21 protein-coding genes are annotated in these 19,412 nt (G+C 70.3%); 10 read left to right on the forward strand and 11 right to left on the reverse strand.

What is annotated here, in order from left to right; translation table 11 throughout:
• Positions 1 to 2 precede the first annotated feature (2 nt).
• From LXT13_RS01380 to LXT13_RS01390, 3 genes are read left to right on the forward strand one after another with little or no spacing between them, the layout of a single operon-like run.
• Positions 3 to 1,169, forward strand: a complete 1,167-nt coding sequence (locus LXT13_RS01380; RefSeq protein ID WP_233369808.1) for a glycosyltransferase family 4 protein — start codon at positions 3 to 5, stop codon at positions 1,167 to 1,169.
• A complete protein-coding gene (locus LXT13_RS01385) occupies positions 1,153 to 1,683 on the forward strand; it encodes a phosphatase PAP2 family protein (RefSeq protein WP_233369809.1) in 531 nt (176 codons plus the stop codon). The genes LXT13_RS01380 and LXT13_RS01385 overlap by 17 nt, the downstream gene beginning before the upstream one ends.
• Before the next feature lie 31 nt (positions 1,684 to 1,714).
• The gene (locus LXT13_RS01390; RefSeq protein WP_233369810.1) at positions 1,715 to 2,830 is read left to right on the forward strand and encodes a zinc-binding metallopeptidase family protein; all 1,116 of its coding nucleotides are present in this window, start codon (positions 1,715 to 1,717) and stop codon (positions 2,828 to 2,830) included.
• A 64-nt stretch (positions 2,831 to 2,894) separates the two neighbouring features.
• Here the strand turns inward: LXT13_RS01390 and LXT13_RS01395 are convergent, their stop codons facing one another.
• Together LXT13_RS01395 and LXT13_RS01400 are read right to left on the reverse strand one after the other, a co-directional pair.
• Positions 2,895 to 3,419 (reverse strand): hypothetical protein, encoded by a 525-nt coding sequence (locus tag LXT13_RS01395; protein WP_233369811.1) that lies wholly within the window; start codon positions 3,417 to 3,419, stop codon positions 2,895 to 2,897.
• Positions 3,420 to 3,516: 97 nt separating this feature from the next.
• Positions 3,517 to 3,987 (reverse strand): response regulator, encoded by a 471-nt coding sequence (locus LXT13_RS01400; protein WP_233369812.1) that lies wholly within the window; start codon positions 3,985 to 3,987, stop codon positions 3,517 to 3,519.
• Between the two features lie 154 nt (positions 3,988 to 4,141).
• On the opposite strand from LXT13_RS01400, the gene LXT13_RS01405 reads away from it, so the two are divergent.
• From LXT13_RS01405 to LXT13_RS01430, 6 genes are all read left to right on the forward strand, one after another.
• The gene (locus LXT13_RS01405) at positions 4,142 to 4,630 is read left to right on the forward strand and encodes a hypothetical protein (RefSeq protein ID WP_233369813.1); all 489 of its coding nucleotides are present in this window, start codon (positions 4,142 to 4,144) and stop codon (positions 4,628 to 4,630) included.
• A 53-nt stretch (positions 4,631 to 4,683) separates the two neighbouring features.
• Positions 4,684 to 5,658 carry an SDR family oxidoreductase gene (locus tag LXT13_RS01410; RefSeq protein ID WP_233369814.1) on the forward strand — a complete coding sequence of 325 codons (975 nt, stop codon included), beginning with the start codon at positions 4,684 to 4,686 and terminating at the stop codon, positions 5,656 to 5,658.
• A gap of 110 nt (positions 5,659 to 5,768) precedes the next feature.
• A complete protein-coding gene (locus tag LXT13_RS01415) occupies positions 5,769 to 6,161 on the forward strand; it encodes an ElaB/YgaM/YqjD family protein (RefSeq protein ID WP_233369815.1) in 393 nt (130 codons plus the stop codon).
• A 6-nt stretch (positions 6,162 to 6,167) separates the two neighbouring features.
• Positions 6,168 to 6,653 carry a phage holin family protein gene (locus LXT13_RS01420; RefSeq protein ID WP_233369816.1) on the forward strand — a complete coding sequence of 162 codons (486 nt, stop codon included), beginning with the start codon at positions 6,168 to 6,170 and terminating at the stop codon, positions 6,651 to 6,653.
• Positions 6,607 to 7,074 carry a hypothetical protein gene (locus tag LXT13_RS01425; RefSeq protein WP_233369817.1) on the forward strand — a complete coding sequence of 156 codons (468 nt, stop codon included), beginning with the start codon at positions 6,607 to 6,609 and terminating at the stop codon, positions 7,072 to 7,074. Before LXT13_RS01420 ends, LXT13_RS01425 begins: the two co-directional genes overlap by 47 nt.
• Positions 7,067 to 7,594, forward strand: coding sequence for a DUF421 domain-containing protein (locus LXT13_RS01430; protein ID WP_233369818.1), 528 nt, complete (start codon positions 7,067 to 7,069; stop codon positions 7,592 to 7,594). Before LXT13_RS01425 ends, LXT13_RS01430 begins: the two co-directional genes overlap by 8 nt.
• A gap of 80 nt (positions 7,595 to 7,674) precedes the next feature.
• Here the strand turns inward: LXT13_RS01430 and LXT13_RS01435 are convergent, their stop codons facing one another.
• The 9 genes from LXT13_RS01435 to LXT13_RS01475 all read right to left on the reverse strand — a co-directional run bounded on the left by LXT13_RS01435 (position 7,675) and on the right by LXT13_RS01475 (position 17,485).
• The gene (locus LXT13_RS01435; protein ID WP_233369819.1) at positions 7,675 to 8,127 is read right to left on the reverse strand and encodes a PA2169 family four-helix-bundle protein; all 453 of its coding nucleotides are present in this window, start codon (positions 8,125 to 8,127) and stop codon (positions 7,675 to 7,677) included.
• Between the two features lie 104 nt (positions 8,128 to 8,231).
• Positions 8,232 to 10,565: an ATP-binding protein gene (locus LXT13_RS01440; protein ID WP_233369820.1), complete on the reverse strand. Its 2,334-nt coding sequence runs from the start codon at positions 10,563 to 10,565 to the stop codon at positions 8,232 to 8,234.
• A gap of 89 nt (positions 10,566 to 10,654) precedes the next feature.
• Complete coding sequence (locus LXT13_RS01445) at positions 10,655 to 11,800, reverse strand: AI-2E family transporter (RefSeq protein ID WP_233369821.1); 1,146 nt, start codon at positions 11,798 to 11,800, stop codon at positions 10,655 to 10,657.
• A 225-nt stretch (positions 11,801 to 12,025) separates the two neighbouring features.
• Positions 12,026 to 12,343, reverse strand: a complete 318-nt coding sequence (locus tag LXT13_RS01450; protein ID WP_233369822.1) for a BON domain-containing protein — start codon at positions 12,341 to 12,343, stop codon at positions 12,026 to 12,028.
• 109 nt (positions 12,344 to 12,452) lie between these two features.
• Positions 12,453 to 13,445 carry an alpha/beta hydrolase gene (locus LXT13_RS01455; protein ID WP_233369823.1) on the reverse strand — a complete coding sequence of 331 codons (993 nt, stop codon included), beginning with the start codon at positions 13,443 to 13,445 and terminating at the stop codon, positions 12,453 to 12,455.
• 143 nt (positions 13,446 to 13,588) lie between these two features.
• Complete coding sequence (locus tag LXT13_RS01460) at positions 13,589 to 14,785, reverse strand: glycosyltransferase (protein ID WP_233369824.1); 1,197 nt, start codon at positions 14,783 to 14,785, stop codon at positions 13,589 to 13,591.
• A 2-nt stretch (positions 14,786 to 14,787) separates the two neighbouring features.
• Positions 14,788 to 15,648 (reverse strand): amidohydrolase family protein, encoded by an 861-nt coding sequence (locus tag LXT13_RS01465; RefSeq protein WP_233369825.1) that lies wholly within the window; start codon positions 15,646 to 15,648, stop codon positions 14,788 to 14,790.
• Between the two features lie 3 nt (positions 15,649 to 15,651).
• Positions 15,652 to 16,851 carry a glycosyltransferase gene (locus tag LXT13_RS01470; protein ID WP_233369826.1) on the reverse strand — a complete coding sequence of 400 codons (1,200 nt, stop codon included), beginning with the start codon at positions 16,849 to 16,851 and terminating at the stop codon, positions 15,652 to 15,654.
• 64 nt (positions 16,852 to 16,915) lie between these two features.
• Positions 16,916 to 17,485 carry a hemerythrin domain-containing protein gene (locus LXT13_RS01475; RefSeq protein ID WP_233369827.1) on the reverse strand — a complete coding sequence of 190 codons (570 nt, stop codon included), beginning with the start codon at positions 17,483 to 17,485 and terminating at the stop codon, positions 16,916 to 16,918.
• Between the two features lie 367 nt (positions 17,486 to 17,852).
• Here LXT13_RS01475 and rpoN point away from each other — a divergent pair, with 367 nt between their 5' ends.
• Entirely contained in the window at positions 17,853 to 19,367 is a 1,515-nt protein-coding gene (gene rpoN / locus LXT13_RS01480) for an RNA polymerase factor sigma-54 (RefSeq protein WP_233369828.1), read from the forward strand.
• Positions 19,368 to 19,412 lie beyond the last annotated feature (45 nt).

A 19,412-nucleotide genomic window follows, 5' to 3' on the forward strand; every position in this document is an offset into this window, starting at 1 on the left:
CCGTGCGCATCGCCTACGTCACCGAGACCTATCCGCCCGAGATCAACGGCGTGGCGCTGACCGCCGAGCGCACCGTGCGCCACCTGCGTGGCGCAGGCCACGAGGTGCAGCTGATCCGGCCGCGCCATGCCGGTGAAGCGGCGCGGCGCGACGCCGACGAATGGCGCTGCAGCGGTGCCCCCATTCCGATGTATCCAGAGCTGCGCTTTGGCTGGGCGCGGCGGGCCGCGCTGAGCGCGCTGTGGCGGCAGACGCTGCCAGACCTTGTCCACGTGGTCACGCCGGGCCCGCTGGGTTGGGCCGCGCTGCGTGCCGCGCGCGCCGAGGGCATCCCGGCCAGTGCCGACTTCCGCACTAACTTCCATGCGTACTGCCGCCACTATGGCGTTGGCCTGCTGGAGCCCGTGGTGCTGCGATATCTGCGCCGGCTGCATGCGATGGCGGAGTGCAACTTCGTGCCGACGCAGGAGCTCGCGCGGCAACTCGCCGGGCATGGCTTTGGCCGCCTGCAGGTGCTGGGCCGCGGCGTGGATGCAAGCCTGTTCTCCCCCGAGCGCCGCGACGCCGCGCTGCGCCATCGCTGGCAGGCGGGGCCTGCCGCGCGGGTCATGCTCTACGTCGGCCGCCTGGCGGCCGAGAAGAACGCCGACCTGGCGCTGCAGACCTTCGAGCGGATGAGCCTGTGCCGACCGGGGCTGCGCATGGTGGTGGTGGGCGACGGTCCGCTGCGCACGCGGCTGCAGCGGGCGCATCCGCAGGTGCATTTTGCCGGCATGCAGACCGGCCCCGCGCTGGCCCGGCACTACGCCAGCGCCGATGTGTTCCTGTTCCCGAGCCTCACCGAGACCTTCGGCAACGTGACGCTGGAGGCGCTGGCCAGCGGCCTGGCCGTGGCGGCCTTCGACACCGGTGCGGCGGCGGCCCACATCCGCGACGACGTGAACGGTTGCCTCGCCGCGCCGGGCCCGGCGTCGGATGCCGCAGACGCGTTTCTCGACGCCGCCTCGCGCGCGCTGAACGCGAGCGAGCCCGACGGCCTGCTGCGCATGGAGGCCAGACTGGCCGCCACGCAGGCGGACTGGGGCGGTGTGCTGCGCCGCTTCGAGCTGCAGCTGCGACGGGTGGCTTTTGCTGGCAGCGTGGCCGCCCGCGATGCCGCCCTGGCTTGACGCCGGGCGCCTGCGCGGCGCCGAGCTGGACCTGCGCGGCGCACAGGCCTTGCACCGTGCCGCCGCACGGCCGCTGCTGCCGCGCGTGCTCGCGTTGTGCAGCCGGCTGGCAGACGGCCCGTTATGGGCCGGCCTCGCGTTGCTGCTGGCCCTGCTCGGCCAGCCGCGGCAGGCGCTACTGATGCTGGCGCTTGGTGGCGCCAACCTCGTCGTCTATTACGCGCTGAAGCTCGGCACGCGGCGGCAGAGGCCGTTCGAGCGTTGTGACAGCATCCGCGCCTGCCTCAAGGTGCCCGACGCCTTCAGCTTCCCGAGTGGCCATGCGCTGCATGCGTTCGCGTTCGCGCTGCTGCTGTCGGCCTTCCACCCGGCGCTGGCGCCGCTGCTGTGGAGCTTCGCCGTGCTGGTAGGGCTGGCGCGCGTCGTGCTTGGTTTGCATTTCCCGAGCGATGTGTTGTCGGGCGCGCTGATCGGCAGCGTGACGGCGGCACTCGCGCTGCTGCTGGGCGGCTGATGCTGCCCGCCATCCTCTTGTGGAGAGCCGTGTGATCCCTTCGCCCACGACGCCCCGCGCCTTCAGCTGCGCTTGCGGCCGGCCCGTCTTCTTCCGCAACAGCCAGTGCCTGGCCTGTGGCCGGCCGCTGGGCTATGACGCCGCGCGCGGCCTGCTGATCGCGCTGGAGCCGGCGCCGGGCCGCTCGGGCAAGGGCGGCTGGCGGCAGGCCGGCGTGCCGCCGCGGCGTGCGCGGCGGTATGTGCGCTGCGCCAACCTCGACACGGCCGCCGCCTGCAACTGGCTGCTGGAGCCCGACGAAGCCCAGGCGGGCAAGACGCTATGCCGCTGCTGCCGGCTCACCCGCACCGTGCCCGACCTGACGCAGCCGAACGCCGACGTCTGGTGGAACCGCATCGAGCAGGCCAAGCGCCGGCTGGTGTCGTCGTTGATCGGGCTGGAGCTACCGGTGCGACCGAAGACCGAGGATGAACGCGGCATCGCGTTCGACCTGCTGCTGGCACCGCCCGAGGGGCCGGGCGTCATCACCGGGCATGCCGACGGCGTCATCACGCTGGACGCGTCGGAGGCCGACGATGCGCGCCGCGAAGAACGGCGCGGCAGCCTCGGCGAGCCCTACCGCACGCTGTTGGGCCACCTGCGCCACGAGACCGGCCACTACTACTGGCAGCTGCTCGTGGAGCCGTCGCACTGGATCGAATCCTGCCGCGTGCTGTTCGGCGACGAGCGGCAGGACTACGGCGAAGCGCTGCAGCGCCACTACGCCAGCGGCCCGCCGGCGGACTGGGGCCTGCACTTCGTCAGCGCCTACGCCAGCGCGCATCCGTGGGAGGACTGGGCGGAGACCTGGGCGCACTACCTGCATCTGGCCGACACGCTGGACACTGCCCGCAGCTTCGGCCTGGATGGCGAACGCGTCGAGCTGAGCTATGAGCGCTTTGGCGCTGACACGGTGGCCGATGCGGGTGATGCCGACGCGGCTGGCTTCCTGCAGCTCATCAACAGCTGGATGGAACTCACCGGCGTGCTGAACGAGCTGTCGCGCAGCATGGGCGTAGCTGACTTCTACCCCTTCGTGCTGTCGCGGCCGGCGGTACGCAAGCTGCACCTGGTGCACCGCATCATCCACGACAAGACATCGCGCTGACGTGTTTCAAGGACCTGCAAGCCGGGCGCCGCCCGATGGCGGCGCCCGGCTGTCAGGCGACCGCTCAGTGGCGGTCGGCGCGGGCCGGCCGGGCCTGCGTGCCGTCGGCGTTCCAGCGCGTGTCGGTGCTGCTGTTAGTCGCCGCGGCAGCGGGCATGGTGCCGCTGTTCGCGTTGTTGTTCGACAGAGTGCCGGGTGTCGTCGCCGGCATCGGGGTCGTGTTCGACGACGAGGTGGTGGCACGGGGGGCCGTGTCATCGACGCTGCTCACGTTGCCGGCCTTGATGTCCGTCGAGCGTACGGCCGGGTTGTAGGTGCTGCCGTTGTTGACGCCGCCACCGTAGGGGCTGGCTGTGCTGTTGGACTTCAGGTCGCCGTTGGTCGTCGTGCTACCGGACGTGTTGCCGCCGCGCGGCGTGGCCGAGCGGTTATCGCCGGTGTTTGCCGTGCCCGGGTCGGTCCCTTGCGTGTTGGGGTTGGCGCCAGGGCCGCCGGCTGCGCCGCCGCTGCCCTGGGCATAGGCGAGGCCGGCTGCGGCCGCGGTGAGGACGATGGCTGCACCGGCGATCTGGGATGCGATCTTCTTCATGCTTGACTCCTAGTTTGATGCTTGACGGGGCCCGCCGGGCCTCTTGCTCGCGGCGCGGCGGGGCTTGCCATTTCGGCAAGTGCCGTGCCCATGCACATCACAGTGGCGCCAGCGTGGCCTGGACCGCGGGCAGAGCACGCAGCGGGTCGATCGACGGGTTAGGCGCGCTCGGCATGGTTGGCGCCGCCTTCAGGCCGCTGGGAGCCGCCAGAGCGTCCAGCCGGGCCAGCACGTGCTCCAGCTGAAGCGGCTTGGCCCACAGCTCGCGGAATCCAGTGTTGGCTGTGGCGAACATGGCGTCCGCCGTCACCGCCACGGCTGGCGCCGCCTGGCAGCCCGGCAGGCTTCGCAGCCGCAGCAGCAGGTCGGCGCCATGGCAGTCGGGCAGGCCGAGGTCCAGCAGCAGTAGGGCCGGTTGCAGCGCTGCGGCCTTGCGCAGAGCCTGGGCACCCGAGTTGGCAATCACCAGCGACAGGCCCGGTCGCCGTTCAAAGATGGCCGCCATCTGCAAGGCATTAACCGGGTGGTCTTCGACGTACAGCACGGTGCGGCGGCGTGAGTTGGGCATGTTGGCTCCTGATGGGGCAAGGTAGAGGCAAAGAAGATGAGGCGCTCGGGCCTCGAATGCGCGCTGAGGGCAAGCGCCGTGCCTACAGGTTTTTGACGGGTCGGCACTCCGTTTGCCTACTGGAATCACCTGCAACTTCAACCAGAGGCCTGCCATGTCCCAGCAAACCCCCCACAGTTTTGGCGTCTTCAAGCCGGTCGGCCATGTGGTCATCTCGTTGCCTGATGCGGAGGCCGCCGACCGCGCGGCCGACGCCCTCGGTCGGCTGGGCATCGCCGGCGACGCCGTGCACCGTTACACCGACCGCGAGATGCTGCGGCAGATCGACGAGGACGTGGCCCGTGCCAGCCCGCTCGCGTCCATTGGGCAGGAGATGAACCTCGTGCTCGCTCACCGTGTGCTGGCCCAGCGCGGCTACCACTGGCTGGTGGTGGGCGTGTCGGGGGACGAGCAGGCACGGCAGCTGGCCCAGGCGGTGAAGGCCGAAGGTGCGGAGCGCGCGCAGCACTACGGCCACTTCATCATCGAGGATCTCATCGAGCGTGATGGCGGCGTGCCGCAGGTGGCCGAGTCGCCCGACCGGGGGCTGGACGCCCAGACGCCGTCCGGCAAGGAGAGCGAGGCCGTGGACGGCCACCGCTGAGGGCCGGGTACGGCGGCTGCCGCAGGCGGTTCTTCCATTGACCGGAGACCGCCATGAGCAGCCAGGACGACACGCTGAATACCCAACGCCGCATCCAGCAGCGGCAGGACGAGCAAGATGCCCAGCCCGGCGCGCAAGACGACGATGATGGCGGCGCGATGCAGGCGGGCGCACGCCATCAGCCGGAATCGCTGCCCGCCCAGCATCTCGACAAGCCGGGCCGGGAGGCCGACCTCGACCTCGCGCCGCGTTTCCAGGCGCCTGACTACCGCGGGAGCGGCAAGCTCCAGGACATGGTGGCCCTGGTGACAGGCGCCGATTCCGGCATCGGCCGCGCCGTGGCCGTGCTGTTCGCCCGCGAGGGCGCCGATGTGGCTGTGGCTTTTCATTCGTCCATCGGTGACGCCGAGGAGACGCGCCGCTGCATCGAGGTCGAGGGCCGGCAGTGCCTGCTGCTGCAGGGCGACGTGAAGGACAGCGCCTGGTGCGACAGCGCCGTGGCCCAGACGGTGGCGCGCTTCGGCAAGCTGGACGTGCTCGTCAACAACGCGGCCTTCCAGGAGCACGCGGCGTCGCTGGAGCAACTGGACGACGAGCGCATCCGCGAGACGCTCGACACCAACATCGGCGGCTACCTGCGCATGGCGCGCGCCGCGCTACCGCACCTCAAGCGCGGCGCCTCCATCATCAACACGGGCTCGGTGACCGGCCTGAAGGGCAGCGCCAGGCTGGTGGACTACTCCGCCACCAAGGGCGCGATCCATGCGCTGACCAAGTCGCTGGCCAGCCAGCTCATCGAGCGCGGCATCCGTGTCAACGCGGTCGCGCCGGGGCCGGTGTGGACGCCGCTGAACCCGTCCGACGCGCCCGCCGACAAGGTCGCCGAGTTTGGCAAGCAGACCGACATGAAGCGCGCCGCGCAGCCCGAGGAGCTGTCGCCGGCCTACGTCTTCCTCGCCTCGCCGGTGTGCGCGGGCTACATCACCGGCATCGTGCTGCCGGTGACGGGCAGTGTCGGCGCCATCTGAACGGCCTTCGGCAACTTCTACAGCCCGGTCGCGCCGGTGCGGCTGACGGGCCTGGCACCCCGTTTGCCGAAGGCTGCCGTCATCCCCTCCGCTTCCACAAGGACCCCATCATGACCACCGACAACGCCACGCCGTTCCCCACTTCCACCGCCTCGCCCAGCGTCAAGGACACGCCGGCCGCAGCCACCGTCAACCAGGTGGCCGACCGCGCGGACGCTGCAGTCGACGAGGGCGCGGCCGCCGGCCACGACATGCTGGACCGCGTCGTGCAAGGCGCTCACCAGGCCATTGACCGTCTAGCCGGTACAGCCGGCCCGGCCGTGCAGCGCGTGCAGGACGGCGTGCATGCCGCCAGCGACGCGATCAGCCAGCGCGCGCAGGACGCGCGCGAAATGGGCGACGAGTGGGCCGAAAGCCTGCGCACGACGGTTCGGGACAACCCGCTGACCGCCATCGCCACTGCACTGGCGGTGGGCGTGCTCGTCGCGCGCCTGACCCGGTAAGCCACCTTGGCCGACGCCCCCTCCGATCCGCCGCCCGGCACGCCGGGCCCCGGTGCCGGCACGGCGCCGGCCTCGTTGCTCGACCAGCTGCTTGGCCTGGCGCGTGAGCTGCCAGGCCTCGTCAGCGACCGTGTCGAGCTGCTGTCGCTGGAGTTGCAACGTGCCGCGCAGTCGCTGGTGCAGATCGTCACGCTGGTGGTGGCCATTGCCATCCTCGGCGTGACGGTCTGGCTCGCGCTGTGGGCCGGCCTCGTGGTCGCATTGGTGCATGCCGGGCTCCCGTTGGCGGCAGCGCTATTGGCGGCGATCGGCATCAACGGCCTCGTCATCGCCGTCGCCGTCGCCCGTGTCCGCTCGCTGCTGCCGCGTCTGGCGCTGCCCGCCACCCGTCGCCACCTGACGTTGTCGCCCGATCCCCGTCCCACGTCCATGGAAACCGCCGCCGATGAACGCTCCGCAGTCCCCGCTGCCGGCCAGCCTGTCACGCGTTGAAGGCGATGATGACATCGACGCGCAAATCGTGCGCGTCGAGCAACGCCTCATCGCCCGTGAAGAGAACCTTCGCCGCGGCGTAGGCCGCTTCGGCCACGAGTTGCGCGACGCCTTCCGGCCACGCCGCTGGCTGAAGCCCGCGCTGGCTGGCGCTGCCGGCGTCGCCTTGCTGTGGCTGCTGTTGCGCCGACGTCCCGCGGCCGCATCGGTAGCCCCGGTGCAGGCCGTAGCCCGGCCGGCCTTGCTGGCGCTACTGGCCGGGCTGCCGTGGGCGCGGCTCGTCGATGTGATTTGGCCGCTGCTGCCCGAGCGCTGGCGTGCCCGCATGAACCCGACGACTGCGACCCAGGTGCTGACGGTAGGCCTGCCGGTGCTGGGCAGCCTGTTCGGCCGGCAGCGCCGCCGTGACAGCCATGCCTGACATCGCAGAACTGCTGCGCTTCGACGTCTCGCCGCTCGAACTCATCGTCCGCGGCAGCCTGATGTATTGGCTGCTGTTCCTGCTGTTCCGCTTCGTGCTTCGGCGCGACGCCGGCTCCATCGCCGTCGCGGACATCCTGCTGCTGGTGCTGATTGCCGATGCGTCACAGAACGCGATGGCGGGCAGCTATACGAGCGTGTCCGAGGGCGCGGTGCTGGTGAGCACGCTGGTGGGCTGGAACTGGCTGCTGGACTGGGCAAGCTTTCGCTTCAACACCGTGCGCCGCTTCGTCGAGCCCCCGCCACTGGTGCTGGTGCGCCATGGCCGCATGATTCCGCGCAACATGCGCCGCGAATACGTCACCGTGCCCGAGCTGATGGCCAGCCTGCGCGCCCACGGCATCGAAAAGCTCGCCGAGGTCAAGATGGCGCGGATGGAGCCTGACGGCGGCATCAGCGTCATCCGCGAGAAGAAGACCGATGACGATGACGACGGTAGCAAGGTGAAGCCGCTCGTTTGAACGTCGCGCCGGGCTGCGGCAAGCTGGCGGGCAGGGGGCGCATGCGGCTCAAGGCCGCATGCATCTGTGGCCTGCAGCGCTCAAGACATGGCTCGCGCCTGATCCCGCAACGTCCGTACCTGCAGGTGATTGCGCTTCACACCCTCCAGCTGGCGCTCGATCAGCAGGCGGGCATCCAGCGGCAGTTCCTGCTCTAGCGCCTTGCGGTAGGAGGCAAGCGCGGTGTCCTCGCCGCGTTCGGTTTCCTCCAGGATGGCCTTGTCGGTGTAGCCGGCCAGCGTGCCCTTGACGGCCACCCAGCCGCGGTGCAGCGCGCCCGCGGCGCTGCCGCTGTCGTCGGGCTTGCCGCCGTACTGCAGCACCAGTTGCTGCAATTCCGCGGCGGCCTGGCGGCATTCCTCGGCGCGGGCCATGAACACCTGCTTGACGGCGGCGTCCTTCAGATACTCGGCGGAGGTGCGGAAACCGTACTCGCCGTCCTTGCTGGTTTCGATCAGGTCGTTCAGCGTGTCGATGATGTCGTCGTTGCTCACGGGAGAGTCCTCTCAAGGGTTGTGGAAGGGCGCTGCATGGCAGCATGGAGCGACCAACGAGGGCACGCGGCGTGCCCGCTTCTCCCAGGAACCACGGCGGTGGCTCAGCGAGCGCGCTGTGGCGGTGACGCCGAGCGTGCAATGGCGATCGACGCTTGCAACGCGGCCAGCAACTCGTCGGGCGGGCAGGGCTTGCGCAGCACCGGGAACTCGCCGTCGCTCATTGCGGTGTTGCTGAAGCCGGTGATGAGCACCACGGGCAGACCTTGGCGCTGTTCACGCAGCCGGCGCGCGAGCGCCACGCCGTCCATCGACCCGGGCATGACGATGTCGCTCAGCACGATGTCGATGGCGGCTCCCGCATCCAGCAGCCGCAGGGCCGCCTCGGCGTGCGCGGCGCGAATGACGCGGGCGCCATGCGCCATCAGCAGCGCGGCGGTCACGTCCCCGAGCGATTCGTCGTCCTCCACCAGCAGCACGGTCGCCCCGGCCAGGCCCTGCGGCGAGGGCGGCGCGAACGCCTCCGGGCGGTCGTCCCCACCCGCACCGGCCACCGGAAGCAGCAGCGACACCGTCGTGCCGATGCTCGGCGTGCTGGACAGCCGCGCGGTGCCGCCGGCCTGCGTCGCGAAACCATAGACCTGGCACAGGCCCAGGCCGCTGCCCTGGCCGACCGGCTTGGTGGTGAAGAAGGGCTCGAAGGCGTGGCCGGCCAACTCCTCGTCCATGCCGATGCCGTCGTCGCTGACGGTGACAACAACGTAGTCGCCCGGTGGCAGCGCTAGGCCTTCGAGGTCGTCCGCGGTGGCATTGCCGGCACGCAGGCACAGCTCACCGCCGTTGGGCATCGCGTCGTGCGCGTTGAGCGCGAGGTTGACGAGGGCGAGGTCCAGCTCGCTGGCGTCCACGCGCACCGCATGGATGCTGGGTGCGACCTGAACGCGGATATCGATGCGCCGGCCCAGCACGCTGCGCAGCAGCTCCTGCACCTCGGGCAGATAGCGGCCCAGCAGCACGGTCTGCATGCGCATGCCGGGTCGGCGACCCGAGAAGCGCAGCAGATGCTGCGTGAGCTGGCTGCCCTTGTCGACGGCGCGCTGTGTGGCCGCCAGCGGTGCCTGCAATTCGTCCGCTGCCGCGTGGCGACGCATCAGGTGCATGCTGTTGCTGATGATGCCCAGCAGATTGTTGAACTCGTGGGCCACGCCGCCGGTGAGCCGGCCGAGGGCCTCCACACGCTGGCTCTGCGCGCCGCGCTGCTCCACCAGCCGCGTGCGGTCCACCGCCTGCGCGACGCTGCGTTCGAGCTCGCTGCGCGCGCCGGCCATCGTGCGGCCCGCGCTGGCCAGTGCCTCGGCCACTTCGTCGCACTCGGCGATGCCGGTGGGTCGTGTTTGCACCTGGCGCCCCGCCTGCAGATCCTGGGCGGCGGTCTTGAGCGCGCGGATCGGCTGCTCGATGCGCCGCGCCACCCACATCGCGCCGGCGACGGCCAGCGCCGTCAGCGTTAGTGCGCCGACCACGACGCGCAGGACCTCGGCGGGCATGCGGCCGGCGAAGGCCTCGCGCGGCATGGCACTGACGTAGCTCCACCCCAGCGGCGACGTGCTGAAGTAGCCCACGGTGGGCGAGCCGTCGAGCGACGTGAGCTGGAACAGCCCCTCACGCGCATTGGCCATGCGCTCGCGCAGCTGCGGGCCGACAGCCCGGCCGGTGAAGGCCGCGCCGCCGGGCTGGCGGGCCACGACGCGGCCGGCGCTGTCCATGACGGTACCGATCCAGCCTGGATTGGCCTGCGCCTGCACGATGCGCTGCAGCTCCGACGGCCGCACGGTGACGACGATGTTGTAGAGCAGTTCGCCATTGCGCCGCACGGGCTCCACCCAGGCCGCATACAGCTCGTCGGAAGGGCTCGGGTCGCCCGCTGCCCGTGCCAGTGGCTGCAGCGGCAGCATCAGCGCGCTGGCGCGCAGCGTGGCCGGCCCCGACGTGTCACCCCGGCTGCCCTGGGGCAGTCGCGTGCTGAGCAGCACGCGACCCGGGGCGTGCAGCTCCACCCAGCCGTCCAGCCCCTGCATCGTGCGGCGGGCCTGCTGTTCGAAGGCCTGCCGCCGTTCGGGTTCGAGCGCGATGGCGCCGTCGAGCTCCGGCGACTGCGACAGCACGTGCGCAATCGTTGCTCGCCGGGCCAGCTCACTGTCCACCAGCATGGACAGCGCCCGCGCGGTATCGCGCAGCGTGCGGTTGTGCGCATCGCGCTCTGCCTCGTAGGTGCTGCCGATCAACCAGGCAACACCCAGCATGCCGGGCAGCACCACTGAAAGCACTAGCAGCAGGAGGCGGGAACGGATCGTGACGGGCATCGACAGGTGGGTCAGGTGCACACCTGCATCCGGCAGGCGCAGCGACAGCGGGGCGAGCGTATCGCCAAGGAGCATGGGTGGCATCTGGCAGGGTCACCAGCAAACGACATGCCCGCGTTGGTCCCTTGTTTGCGTATCGGGTTTGACCCGACCCGGCCTGGCCCTCACGGGAGCAGCGGGTTTCCCGCTGAGGCCTTCTGCAGCGTGCCGGCCGGTCGCCGCAGCAGCGAGCGCAGCGGGGGCGGCGCCCCGCGGCGGTCACCTTCGAGGAAGCACCGCAGCAGCCGCAGGCCGCGCACGCGTCGGCAGATGCTGCGCAGCGCGATCAGCACCGGCACGGCGATCAAAGCGCCTGGAATGCCCCACAGCCAGCCCCAGGCCATGACCGACAGGAACACCGACACGGGGCTCAGTGACAGCCGGCGGCCGACGATGAGCGGGCTGACGATGTTGCTTTCCACCGCGTGCACGACGCAGAAGGCCAGCATCGGACCGAACACCTGCAGGCCGCTGTCGAACGTGCTGATGCCGGCCAGCAGCAACATGCCCATCAAAGCCATCGGCCCGATGTAGGGCACGAAGCAGAACACGGCCGTCACGGCGCCCCACAGCGTCGGGTTGGGTAGCCCCAGCATCCACAGCAGCAGGCCCATCAACACGCCGACGACGCCGTTGACGATGCCCACGACGGCCAGCCAGTGCGCGATCTCCCGCTGCGCCGCGCGCACGCCGCCCAGCACCAGCGCCCGGGTGCGCGGGCGCTGCACGGCCTCTACGATGCGCGACAGCACCCAATGCTCGGCGGCGAGCAGGAAGTACAGCAGGATGACCGTGGCCGAGGCCGACACGACGAAGGCGAGGCCCCGCGTCAGCACGATGCCGGTCAGCGTGACGCCCTCGCTGGCCAGGCGTTCCTTTAGCGGGTCCGGCGCCGGCGGTTGCGCCGCGCGTCCCGCCCGCACCGCCGGCGGATGCAGCCCGGGGATGGCCGTGCGCAGCTTGTCCAGCTGTTCCAGCAACTGCGCCACCGTCATCGGCGCCGACTCCCACCAGGCGGCGGCGGGCCGTGCGAGGCTCATCGACAGCGGTACCGTGCTGCCTATCAGCGCCACGACGACGACCAACGCCCCTAGCGTCTCCGGCAGCCCGCGGCGGCGCAGCCAGCGCACGGCAGGCGCCAGCGCAAGCGTCAGCAGCACGGCGATCAGCACCGGCGCGAGCAATGGCCGCGCCTCGCGCACGGCGAACACCAGCGCGAGCGCGAACAGGCCGCGGAGCGGCCAGGGGTTGTGCAAGGGCGTGGAGTTCATCCGTGAGTCGCGTTGCAAATAGGCCACCCGTCCAGACCGCGGGCTGAGCGCCGGCCGCTCCCAAGCCGGCCCGCGAGCATCGCCGTCCCCGAGCGGGCTGAGTCCGGGCACAGGGCGTCCAGTGCACGGTCTGTGCGTGGCGAAGGGCTGAGCCGCTGGCGCAGCGCGGTCTGCAAGATCGGCCGGGCTCGCCCGCTTTCAGCGCGGCGAGACGGGGCGAGGGGCTTACTTCTCTGCCGGCTTGACGATGATGTTGTTCCGCACCTCTTTCACGTCCGGAACGGCCCGCGCGAGCTGCCCGGCGCGGTCCTTCTCGGCCTGTGAGGTGGCGAAGCCGGCCAGCTGCACGGTGCCGTTGAGCGTCTCGACCTGGATGCGCATCGCGCTGACCTGCGCGTCTTCGGCAAAGCGTGCCTTCACGCGGGTGCCGATCGTGGCGTCGTCGACATATTGGCCGACGGTGCTTTGGCCGCTGGTGACGGCGCAGCCGGTGACGGACAGCGCCCCGAGGGCGACCAGCGAGGCGATGAGGATCTTCTTCATGATGAGGGCTCCATCCGCGAGGACGACCCCCGCGGCGGGCCGAGGGCAAGCGGCGTGCCCGCCGCGTGGCGTCCGTCACCGGGCGCCGCGGCCAGGCTGCTCGGCAGCCTCAGGAGCTCGCGTCGATTCGCTTCTTTCGCAGCTCCCACGCGGTGTCCGTACACAGCCCGCACTGCGGGCCGACGAAGGCGCGCGCGGCCTGCGTGTCGCCGCGCAGCTGCCAGTCCAGCCAGGCCACCACGGCGGCAGCGGCTTTGCCGCCATTGGGCTGCATGTAGGTGCCACCATGACCCACGCCGAGCAGGTTGGCCACCGCCACCGGCACGTGGCCGATGCGGGCGAAGTCGTCCATGCCGTTGGTGTAGGCGATGTCGGTGGGCCCGCCCAGCACGTAGAGCGTCGGCGTGTGCAGCTGATCGAGCAGCGACTTGGGCTGGTCCATCTCCACGTGCTTGACGCCCGTGCCGGGGATGAACAGGCCGCTATTCATGACGACGACAGTCTTCACGCGTGGGTCCGGCGCCACGCGCAGCGCCTGAATGCCGCCGCAGCTGAAGCCCGAGACCGCGATGGCCCGCTCGTCGAACTTGCCGAAATAGGGGCTCTTCGGGTCGGCGTTCTGCGCCAGCGCCCAGTCGATGGCCGCCAGCAGTCCGGTGTAGCTCGTCGGCGGCGGCGGGAAGACGGGTCGGCCTTGCGCGTCCTGCTGGCGCGGCGGCGCCGGCGTCATCGGCAGTGTCACGCCCGGGCCGCTGCGGATGCGACCGAGCGCGATCGCCACATAGCCGTGCGAGGCGATCTCCAGCAGGTGCATGCGCGAGCTGGCGCCATCGTCCGAGCAGGCGCCGTTGCCGAAGACGTAGAGGCCGAGTTGCCGCGGCTTGATCGCGTCGAGCTGCGCCGGGCGGTAGACGACGTGATCCGGCAGCGACGCGACCTCCTCCTGCCGCGCGGGGAAGGGGCCACTGCCTGGTTGGTCGAGCGTGTCCGGTGTTTCGACCACGGGGGCGGAGGCGGGCGCAGGTGCCTGCGCTTGCGCGGCGATGGACAGTGCCAGCAACAAGGCCGGGACGAGACGGGGTCGCAGGCAGCGTGGAGTCATGCGCTTCAGCTCGGAGTGGCGGGCGCCGCATTCTGTGCCGGTGCCCGTCCGGCGTGCCGGCCTGCTTCCGGCGAAGCGATGAAATAAACAGCGTCACCGATACCGGTCTTGGCAAGGGCCACGCCAATCTGGCGGTGCCGGGCTCAGCCGTGTCCCTGCGCGGCTGCCCGGCCCTCGACCGGACGCGCCAGTCTTTCCATCAAGGCGCCGACGCGCGTGAGTCCGGTGGCCAGATCCAGCCGCTGCACGGCCCGCGCCCGGGCGCGTTCGCCCATGTGCCGGCGCAGCGCGGCGTCGGTCAGCAGCAGGCCACAGCAGCGGCCGATGTCGTCAAAGTCGCCCGCGCCGGCCAGCCAGCCGGTGTGGCCGTGCTCGACGATGTCCGGCACGCCGCCCACATAGGTGGCGACGGTGGGCAGGCCGCAGGCCATCGCCTCCATCAACGCCAGCGGCATGGCTTCGGTGTGCGAACAGCAGGCGACCGCATCCAGCTCGCCGTAGAGGGTCGGCATGTCGTGGCAGACGCCTGCCAGGTGCACGCGCCCCTCCAGCCCATAGCGGGCGATAAGTCGGTGCAGGTCGTCCTGCATCGGGCCTTCACCTACGAGCACGGCGTGGGCGTCCAGCCCGGGGTGGCGCATGCGCAGCATCAGCGCGGCACGCACAAACACCTCGGGGCCCTTTTCGGGCGACAGGCGGCCCACGCAGCCCACCAGCGGCACGTCAGGCGCTAGGCCCAGGCGCTGGCGCAGCGGTTCGCCCGCGGTGCGCTCGCGGGGGCGGAAGGCGGTCGTGTCGACGCCGTTGGGCTCGCAGCTCAGCAGCGTGGGCTCGACGCCCAGGCCCAATGCGTGGAAGTAGCTCTGCCGGGCGACGACGCTGATGTGGCTGCGCGCCAGCCGGTGGACCTCCAGGTCCAGCGGCGACAGCTGGCGTGCATGTAGTGTGGTGAGGACGGGCGTGCGCGTCAGCGAGCCCACCAGGCCGGCAAGCAAGTGCGCCTGGGGCAGGTGGGCGTGCAGCAGCTCGATGCCTTGCTGTTGGACGAGCGCGCAGGCCGCCTGCAGCGTGGCCCAGGGCAGATCGTCAGGCATCGGTGCCGTCTCGACCACAGCGCCCGCGGCCTGCAGCTGTTCCGTCAGCCGGCTCTCGAAGGGGCACAGCACCGTGAAGGCGAAGCGTTCGCGCGGCAGCCGCTGCACTAGGCGTAGCACCCAGCTTTCCATGCCGCCGACGATGGCGTTGCCGAGAACTTGCAGCACCTGCAGCGGCCGGCCGCGTGCCGGGGGCAGCGGCGTGACGGCGTTCAGGCGCGGGGCGGTCGACGCGTCGCTGCTCATCGTCAACAGCAGACAGGCGACCAGCGTCCCGAACCGAGCTTGAAGGGCGCATGCTTCGAGAACGGTCGCCCGAGCCAGTCCGCCGCCGTGCCGCTGAAGATGCGGTTCTGCGCGTCGGCACCGACCTGCAATTCGTTCAGCAGGTCTTCCAGCCAGCCCCGGCGCTCGCGCAGCTGCTGGCCGGAGCAGGGCAGGAAGCAGTCGCTGCCGAACTGCAGCAGCCCCGGCCCGAGCACCTCCAGCGCGAGCTGCAGCACGGCCTTGCGATAGGGCGGCGGCGGGCCGAATGACAGGTCGAAGCGGAACGCCGCGTGCGCGTCGGGCACGCCGTGGATGCGGTCGATGAGCCCGACGGCGATGGCCTCATCGGTCCACGGCCAGCCGACATGGGCCAGCGCCGTACGGGCGCCAGGGTGGTCGCGCATCACCTCGTAGAACGACGGACGGCAGAAGCGGCCGGAGCGGCCGTCGATGAAGATGCCGCTGTGGAACAGGACGGGCAGCTTGAGCTGCGCGGCGCGTGCGAAGACGGGCTGCACCGCGTCGTCGTACGGGTACCAGCCGCTGGGCACCATCTTCACGCCACGCAGGCCATCGTCCACCGCACGCTGCAGTTCGGCGACCGCGCCGGGGTGGGTGGGGTTCACCACCGCGAAGCCGACGATGCGGTCGGGATGGTCCTTTACCAGTTTGGCGAGGTGCCGATTGGCCCGCGTCAGCGACTCGGCGTCGGCGAGCGAGTAACCGGGCGACAGGAACGGCGCCAGCAGCACGCCGATGTCGACCTCGGCGTCATCCAGCGTGCGCAGCACATCGCGGGTTGTCTCGTCGCCGGTGCAATGCAGGTGGGCGTCGATCAGCATCGTTCACAGACGCAGGCCACCGGCCGCCGCCAGCGGAGTTGCCGTCGTCAGAGGTGCGGGCGTGACGGCGCGGTCGGCGTCGCGCAACGCCTTCGTCAACTTCATGTGGACGATGTCGGCGCTGCGGTCCCATGCGTGTCGGGCCACGGCATCGGCCATGAGCTTTGTGCGGTGCAGCCGCTGCAGCTGGCTTTCGGACAGCAGCGTCTCGCAGGCGCGCACGAAGGCGGCTGGGCCGTCGGCGACCTCCACCGCATGGCCGTACAGCGACACCACGTCGTTGATCGGCGTGCTGACGACGGGCTTGCCACCGGCCATGTACTCCAGCGTCTTGGTCGGGCTGATGAAGCGTGTGGACTCGTTGCGCGCGAAGGGCATCAGCGCCACGTCCCAGCCCTGCAGCAGGTGTGGCAGCCCCTCGTAGCTCTGCATGCCCAGCCAGTGGATGTTGTCGCGCCGCGGCAGCGACGCGGGATCGATCTTGACGACCGGCCCCACCATGACCAGCGACCACTCGGGATGGGCATCGGCGACGGCCGCGACGAGGCTTGCGTCGAAGCGCTCGTCGATGACGCCGAAGAAGCCCAGCTTCGGGCCCGGCAGGTGGCCCTGCAGGCGTTCGACTTCGGCGGCATGCGGACTGAGCGGATCCAGGCGAACGGGGTCGAAGTGCACGGCGTCCACGGCGCTGGGCAGGCACACGACGTCCGGGTGCTGGCTGCGGCGGGCCTCGTACAGCGACGGCCCGCCGGTGAAGACGACGGCGGCGCTCTTCATCAGCGCGGACTCGCGCTGGCGTAGCTGGCGGGGTGCGTCCTTGAAGGCGGACAGCTCGTCCATGCAGTCGTAGACGATGCAGGTGGGCGAAACGCTCGGCACCAGTGGCAGCGCCATGGGCGTATACAGCCAAGCGACGTCGGCGCCGTTAGGGCCGGCGAAGCGCACATCCAGCAGCGTCTGCAGGGCGGCCAGCTGGTTGTCATGGAAGCCCGGCGTGGCGACCGGGGTGTGCGGCACCAGCACCTGCAGCTGTGGTGCGATGTCGCGCACCTCCAGCCAGGCCGGCCCGTCGCAGGGCACCGGCTCCTCGACGAAGACGACGCGCCAGCGGCCTGCCAGGCGCGACATCAGCTGCTGCGGGCGCTGGTAGACGAAGCCCCAGCGCAGGTGGGAGAAGACGATCAGGACAGGTGGTGGCGTCATGGCGGCGGACCGGCAAGAGGGAGGGCGGCGTGCGGCGTTGCCGGCACGCCGCGGTGAAGCGATGTCAGGCGCGTGCGCGTGACGAGCCGGCCGAGCCTGCGCTGCGCGCGGTGGGCGGCGGCGTCTGCTCGCTGCCGTCTTCGGCGTCGGCAGGCTCCCCGGTTAGCTCCGCGCGGCGCTCGGTCATTTCGGAGGCCAGGCTTTCCCAGTCCATCCGGGCGTGCTCGAGCTTCGGGAACATCTCGCTTTCCTCTTCCTTCACGTGGTGCGTCACGTATTCACACAGCACGGTGAAGCGGGCGCAGTACTTCTCGTCGTCGCAGGACATGCCGCGCAGCTGGTCGATCAGCGTGTGCATGGATTCGTGCTCCACCTCGGCCTCGTCGATGAGGTCTTCGTCGCTGAGCGCCTGGCGGGCGGCGGGGTAGAGCAGCTCCTCTTCCAGCGTGGCATGCACGCTGAGTTCGTCCAGCACCTGCTGCACGAGGGCTTCGACCTCGTCGCGGTCCTCCTGGGGGTCGAGCTTCTGGAACTGGCGATAGGCCTTCTTGACGCGCTTGTGGTCTTCCTTGAGCTCGTCGAGGATCTGCGAGCGGGCTTGCGTGGCTGCGCGGGTGGTGCGTTGGCTGGGCATGGTGAATCTCCGTGACGGATGGGTTAGGGAGCCGACAGGCTCCTTGTCGGGGCAAAGGCAAACGCGGTGCCGGGGGTGCAGTCGGTGGCGTCGGCCGGTCTTCCCGTCGCCGGCGTTGGGCCGGCCTTCGCTGCAGCCTTTACCGAAATTGACCTGGTCGCCCGCGCCCGATCGGTAAATCCTTCAGTGCGCGGTTGGGAGCGCCGCCGATTCATCGCATCGGCGACGCGTTTTTCCTGGGAGAAGCCTGAGTTTGTTTCGAGATGCGAAGCTGACGAATTCGCGGCACGAAGGTTGCAGAGAACCGGGTTCGACCGGGCCGTGGAGCTGCTGCCCGGCCAGTTTCGAACGCGAGAGAGGAGCTCAAGTGACATCCCTGGACATCCGCACCGAGCATCGACAGGCCCAGACGCTGTCGCCCCGACTTCAGCATGCCGTGCGCCTGTTGCAGATGTCGTCCCTGGACTTCGCGGCAATGCTGCGCGAGACCCTGGGCAAGAACCCGTTCCTGGAGGTGGAAGACGGCGATGGCGATCAGGGCGATGGCGCGCAGCCACTGGCGTCCGTGCTGGATCCGGAGGCGCCCATGGCCGCCGGGCTGATGGACGGCGCGGCAGCCGAGGCGCCCGACCCTGCGCCGGGCACCGCGGCCGACACGGCCATGGAGGCTGATGCGCCGGTGTCCGCCGACGGTCTGGACGGCGGTGAGAGCGACCGAGACCTGTGGGCGGCCGACGGCGGGTCGGGCCTGCGCCGCGCCGAGGATGGCGAAATCAGTGCGCTGGACATGATGGCCGTCGAGACCTCGCTGAACGACCACCTGCACGTCCAGCTCAACGTCCTGCCGCTGTCTGAACGCGACCTGATGCTGGCGCGCACCATCGTCGAATCGCTCGATGACGACGGCTACCTGCGCACTCCGCTGGAGGAGCTGATCGACGTGCCCGCGCTGGACCCGGTACCCGACCTGCAGGAGATGCAAATCGCGTTGAAGCGCGTGCAGTCGCTGGACCCGGCCGGCGTGGCCGCACGCGACGTGGCCGAATGCCTGCTGCTGCAGTTGCCTGCCATCGACTGCCCGGACACTCGCGGGCTGGCGCAGACCATCATCCGCGACCACCTGACGGCGCTGGCGGCGCGAGACGTGGCGTCGCTGGCCCGGCAGCTGGGCGAATCGCCGGCGCGCGTGGAGGCGGTGTGCGACCGCATCCGCCGGCTGGACCCGCGCCCTGGCTGGCGCATCGGCTCGTCTCAGGTGCCCTATGTGGTGCCGGACGTCATCGTAAAGAAGGTGCGCGGTCAGTGGACGGTGCAGCTCAACCCGGCAGTCGTGCCGCGGGTGCGGCTCAACCAGGTGTACGCCCGGCTGTTCCAGCGCCATCGCACGCCGGCCAATTCCGAGATGGGCGCCCATCTGCAGGAGGCGCGCTGGACCTTGCGCAACGTTGAGCAGCGCTTCTCCACCATCCTGGACGTGGCCGAGGCCATCGTGAAGCGGCAGCAGAACTTCCTTGACTATGGACCGATGGCGATGAAGCCGCTGGGCCTGAAGGAGATCGCCGAGGAGGTGGGCATCCATGAGAGCACCGTCTCGCGCGTGACCAACAACAAATACATGGCCACGCCGGTGGGTGTTCTGGAGCTGAAGTACTTCTTCAGCCGGGCCATGATGAGCGCGAACGGCAGCGCCTGCTCGGGCACCGCCATCCGCGGCCTCATCAAGGACATCATCGAGGCCGAGAACCCGGAGGTGCCGCTGTCGGATGCGGAGATCACGCGTCAGCTCGCGCAACAGGGGTTGATCGTCGCGCGCCGCACGGTCACCAAGTACCGGCAGATGCTGAAGATCGAGGCCGTCGACCGCCGGCGCCGGGTGGGCTGACCTGCCGGCGATGAAGCAAGGGCGCCGCGGCGCCCTTGTCGTTTG

The sequence above is a fragment of the Pelomonas cellulosilytica genome (assembly GCF_021353265.1).
Taxonomy (GTDB): domain Bacteria; phylum Pseudomonadota; class Gammaproteobacteria; order Burkholderiales; family Burkholderiaceae_C; genus Pelomonas; species Pelomonas cellulosilytica.